This window comes from Prosthecobacter sp. (genome assembly GCF_044222345.1).
In the GTDB taxonomy this organism is placed as follows: domain Bacteria; phylum Verrucomicrobiota; class Verrucomicrobiia; order Verrucomicrobiales; family Verrucomicrobiaceae; genus Prosthecobacter.
In genome coordinates this window covers 1-4,766 of sequence record NZ_JBGANL010000126.1, presented here as the reverse complement: position 1 = coordinate 4,766, position 4,766 = coordinate 1, and the positions used below count along the sequence as shown (strand labels likewise).

The window sequence follows — 4,766 nt, the reverse complement described above, 5'->3', positions numbered from 1 at the left end:
GGTGCGGACTATGAAGGTGATCGGCTGGCCGGGCTTGAGATTCATGGTGGTATGAAAGCTGGGATGGATGGAGGGCGGGATGTTCACGAAGTCTGCGCCGATGACCTGCACGATGGCGAAGTCGTAGCTGGTGCTGCCGCCGGGGCCGGTGATTTTGAGGATCTCGCTGTAGCAGCCGGGCTTCGTGTACGTGTGCTGGAAGGTGGCGGCGCTGCTCCGGGTGCCGTCGGTGAGGGTCCATTCGTAGCTGCCGATTTTGCCGGCGGCGGCCCAGGACTTGGAGGCATCCAGCGTGATGGTCTCGCCGGCGCGGATGAGGTGATGCGGGCGCGCCACGGCGATGAGGGCGGGCTTGTTTTCACGCACGTAGCTCTCCCACGCGAAGGCGTAGGCCTCCTGCGTGCCCCATTTGCCGGAGGGCTGGCGGCTCTTGATGCCGAAGTGCAGGTGCGACCACCCGCCGCTGGCGCCTTCCTTGCCGAGGAGGCCCATGCGCTGGCCCATCTTCACGCGCGTGCCGGGCTGGATGGCGTCATCGATGACGTGGAGATGGCTGTAACGATAATACCAGCCTCTGGCATCGAGCACGTACACCACATCGTAACGCGGGCGCACGGGGGTTAGGGAGTAGCCGTCGAGCGTCTTGTCCCGCGCGCTGACGACGAGGCCGTCTGTGGCGGCGACGACTTCCACGAGGCCTTCGCAGCCGCCGAAGTCAAGATCGTTGTGGTAGTAGATTTTTTTGCGGTCGGGCTTGTCGCCGCCGTCCACGTAGGTGGGCTCGTTGGAGAACTGGGTGCTGGTGGCAAACCAGCGCTGCTTGAGCGGATAGACGAAGGTGCCGGGCTCGATCCACGGCGCGCCCGCAGGCCAGAGGCGCAGCCGCGCGTCTTTCTCCAGGCCCCAGGAGTCTTCGCCGCTGTTGGCATTGTAGCCGCGGGTGATGGGGCAGTCGATCTGCACGCCGCCGACGGTTTGTGGCAGGTGGTAGTTGGCGCTGGTGAGCCAGGCCTCCGCGCCGTTCACCTGCACCTTCACCTTGGCCTCGCGCACGGCATGGGCCATGGAGTCGGTCTTCTCCTGGAGATCGAGCAGCGTCACCTTCGCGGTGCTGCCATCGGCGAGTTTCACTTCGGCGGCTTCACCGAGTTTCAGGTCCACGGCGCGCAGGGTGGGCTGCTGCGTGGGCTCAGGCGGTGCGGCGTGCAGCTGGCAGAGGGCGGCTGCGAGGAGGGCCAGGGTGAGGAAGGATGTTTTCATGCGGGAGGAGGATGCTTCAACGGATCTCGTGCGGCAGATCCTGCATGCGCTGATGCAGTGCGCGAGTGTGCCCACGCCTGTGATACCACGCACAGTTGAAAACGAGTCCTGAAGTCAAACCGCTCTTCGCGAGAAGAGGTGGGTATGATGGCGTAGGACGGTCGTGGCGAAGCCCGCCCGTCTGTGAGCGTACGGCAAACACCATGGCGTGCGAACGTCCTCGCAGTCGGGCGGTTATCATGGCTGGGAGCGCCGATGTCCACATCGGCTCCGGCGAGCGTCCCTGCGCCATCGCCACGGAAACAAGCTCACATGCCACCTGCCCCCCGCCCCTATGACTTTCCAGACCCGAGCGCCCCGGGCGCAGGTGCATGCCGTGCGTGGGGTCCTCTCTTTACGCAGGCCCCTTCCCCCACCCTGCGGCGGGCTGCAGGGCTGAACAATTGAAGAACAGGCTTGGGCAAGGGATGGGTAGCGGGTCGCACGGCATTGATTCAGCTTTTTCCATTACCGAGGAGGTCTATGATGAACGGCTGCATTCTATGGGGAAATGACATGAAGCGCACCTCCACGCTTTTCCCACGGGGAGGGCAGAGAGCCGCTGCGGGAGAGGCGCGGCGTGGGCTTGCGGGTGGTGCGGTGGCCAGGATGCTCACAGCGTGCCGGGCGTGGCTGCTGGTGCTGCTGGCGCTGACGGGATCCGTGGCGATGGCGGCGAGCTGCCCCTACTGCGGGCAGGTGTATGGTGACCCGATGCCGGGGGACGAGTCCCGCGTGTATGCGCTGCGTCAGCAGCATGAGGCGAGCTGCCCTTCCCGGCCGCAAGGCGGTGGTGGCGGGAGCTATGGCGGCGGGGGCAACATCTTTGAGGGGCTTTTCCGTGGTCTCCGGGAGCGCCGTGCGCAGCAGCCCAGCCCGCAGCCGGGGAGCCGCTTCAGCTTCGGCGATTTGTTCAGGCCGCCCTCCAGTCGCGCCGGAGGCTCTGAACTCAGCGCGGCGGCGCAGAAATTTGAGCACCTGGGGAAATCCGCCCCCGCGCCGCCCCCGGTGGGCGGTGGCAGGGCTGTGGCGGCGGCACCGGCGAAGACGGGCCTTTTCAACCGGTTGTTTGGCCGCAAGTCCAATCCGGAGGACCCGGGCCTGAAGCCGGCGGAGCGCATCGAGGCAGGATCTGAAACGAGTGCGCGTCAGCGGCTGGCCGCGGCGGGTGTGCACGGGCAGGAGGCGCTGAAAGCGCGTAGCGATGAGGAGATGAAAGCGAAGTCGGGACTCGGCTTTGACACGCCCGGCCGCACGCCGGCGAACGCGGGCTCCGGCACCTATTTGCGCAAGGTGATGAGCGGCCCGTCTCAAAACTTTCTCTACCGGAGTGAGCTGCCCAAGGGGATCAAGCTGCCGCGCGATGTGGAGCAGCGTCGGCGCGCCCTGGTGAAGGAGCGTGAGAAGGCGCTGGCGAGCTACCGCGCCACGTACCTGAGCTATGACAAGGCCAAAAACGATCCGGTGAAACACAAGCAGCTCGAGGGCGAGCTCCGCAGCATCAACCGCTCCGTGAATGAAACGGAAAACAAGATCAAAAAAGAGGTGAGCGATGCGGCGGAGAAAGATCCGCAGCTCAAGGAATCGCTGATCAAGGTGCTGCTGGTGGAGGACTGACCCCGGCATGACTGATTGAGCGCCGAATGATTCGCCACTCCAACTCCAACTCCAACTCCAACCGCCTGCACAACCATGAAACCCGCCTTCCATCTCGCCTTTGCGGTGCTGTTTGTGGCGGCGGCCAGCCTCTGCCTGCGGGCGGATGAACAGGTGGCGATGAAGCTGGCAAAGATCGCCCCGCTGACGAAGATCCGCTCCGCCGCCGTGCTCGATCACCTGACCGAACGACGCGCGCAGCTGGAGCTCATGCGTGCGGAGGTGAAGCAGAAGGTGGAGAATTTCAATGCGCTGGGTCCGGTGAAGCCGGGATCTGCCGCGGAGGCGAAGCGCCGGCGCGATCTGGCGGAGCTGGCCGCCACGGTGAAGGCCTGCACGAAGGAGGTGACCGAATTCAACACGGTGGTGGAGGATGAGGCGGTGTGCGGGCAGACCGCGCAGACGGAGCAGGATTTCTTCGCCACGAACCGCGAGGCCTGGGCCCAGGCCATGAAGAGCGAGCTGGTGAAGACCAGCGAGCCGAGGGCGCGGGCGATGACCGAGGAGATCCTGGAGGCGCTGAAGCAAAGCGGGGGCCGGACGCCCCTGGCCAAACTGCCCAAGACGACGGCGGATCTGGCGCCGGGGGACATTCTGCTGATGAAACCGGATGCGAGCAGCCGCATGAGCAAGATGATTCCCTCTGCGGACCAGCATTACCGGCAGATCGGCGCGTTTTTTTCAGACGACCCGCAGCCGCAGACCGAGCGGCATGACATCGCCCACACGGTGCTCTATCTCCGCAGCGTGAATGGAAAGAGGCTCTATCTGGACCACCAGATCGATGAGGGAAGCCGGGTGCTGGATGAGCGGGAGTTTCAGGCGCGGTACTCGCAAAGGCTGAGCCATGTGGCCATCCCGCAGTCTGCGGTGGACGGGGAAAGGCTCTGGACGGCGGCGCGCGCGGCCGCCCTGCACTCGGGGCCGGGGGACTTTGGCGTGCTGGGGCATGCGGAGATGGATCTGGCGGTGGTCGTGTTTGCCAGCGACGCGAGGCTGAGCGCGATCTATGCCATGGTGGGCGGACGCGGGCGCGCCGTGGAGGTGACGCCGTCGAATTTTTTCAATGAGAAACTCCAGCATGGCTACTTCACCGTGACGTCTTTGAAAGCGCCGTGACGCCGCTGCCCTGGCCGTGGGCCGCCGCCTCGCAGCGCGGCTCTTGGGCGGGACGGCAGCGCCCGGCACTTTTGACTCCAGATACTTTCGCCCTTCCCTGCAACTCCATCCTCCACCTCCCCTGCCCTATGCAAACGTCTTCTGAGCCAAGATCGCCCGCCGTCATGCGTGCACGTGCCGCCGCGCTGGGCGTGCTGCTGCTGGTCGCCAGCCTGCTGAGCAGCTGCGCCGCCTCCACGTGGGACCGGCTGGACCCGGAGTATGCCGCCCTGCTTCCTGCGGCGCAGCGCGACTGGCCGCCTAGCGCGGTCGTGGGCATCTGGCACACGGAGACGCAGCCGCGCTTTCTGCATCCGTCCTCGCGCTACACGCTGCAGTTTCTGCCGGATCACACCGTGCACTGGCGCGGGGACGGCATCGAGGGCGCGCGTGGCGAGTGGCAGTATCAAGGCCAGGGCCGCTGGAACGTGGTGTGGACGCGCAACGTCTTTCTCAATCCCCTCGCCGGGCAGTACTGGCTGCCGGTGACCGTGCGCTATTCAGGCCGCTACCTGCTGGTGGACGCCCCCTTCAACGGCGGCGCCTTCAGCGGCGGCGGCGTGATCAAGAACCACCTCGTCTACGCCTCCGCCCGCGATGAAGCAGCCATGCAGCAGGCCGTGAACAAACGCTTCTGAGATGGGGGCGGTGGG

Annotated in this window: 4 protein-coding genes; 3 read left to right on the top strand and 1 reads right to left on the bottom strand. The window is 65.7% G+C overall.

Annotation, left to right across the window (positions count from 1 at the left end):
• The coding region (locus ACILSL_RS26910; RefSeq protein ID WP_395735163.1) for a PKD domain-containing protein at window positions 1–1,260 on the bottom strand (1,260 nt) is incomplete at its 3' end.
• Window positions 1,261–1,815: 555 nt separating this feature from the next.
• On the opposite strand from ACILSL_RS26910, the gene ACILSL_RS26905 reads away from it, so the two are divergent.
• The 3 genes from ACILSL_RS26905 (at window position 1,816) to ACILSL_RS26895 (ending at window position 4,751) form a co-directional block, all read left to right on the top strand.
• Entirely contained in the window at window positions 1,816–2,916 is a 1,101-nt protein-coding gene (locus tag ACILSL_RS26905) for a hypothetical protein (RefSeq protein WP_395735162.1), read from the top strand.
• A 75-nt stretch (window positions 2,917–2,991) separates the two neighbouring features.
• Complete coding sequence (locus ACILSL_RS26900; RefSeq protein ID WP_395735161.1) at window positions 2,992–4,074, top strand: hypothetical protein; 1,083 nt, start codon at window positions 2,992–2,994, stop codon at window positions 4,072–4,074.
• A 164-nt stretch (window positions 4,075–4,238) separates the two neighbouring features.
• On the top strand, window positions 4,239–4,751 hold the full coding sequence (locus tag ACILSL_RS26895) for a hypothetical protein (protein WP_395735160.1): 513 nt from the start codon (window positions 4,239–4,241) through the stop codon (window positions 4,749–4,751).
• The last annotated feature ends 15 nt before the right edge of the window (window positions 4,752–4,766 follow it).

Bases quoted from the DNA above. Each gene is read 5' to 3' on its own strand.
- ACILSL_RS26905 (WP_395735162.1), top strand. From the start codon at position 1,816: ATGAAGCGCACCTCCACGCTTTTCCCACGGGGAGGGCAGAGAGCCGCT.
- ACILSL_RS26900 (WP_395735161.1), top strand. From the start codon at position 2,992: ATGAAACCCGCCTTCCATCTCGCCTTTGCGGTGCTGTTTGTGGCGGCG.
- ACILSL_RS26895 (WP_395735160.1), top strand. From the start codon at position 4,239: ATGCGTGCACGTGCCGCCGCGCTGGGCGTGCTGCTGCTGGTCGCCAGC.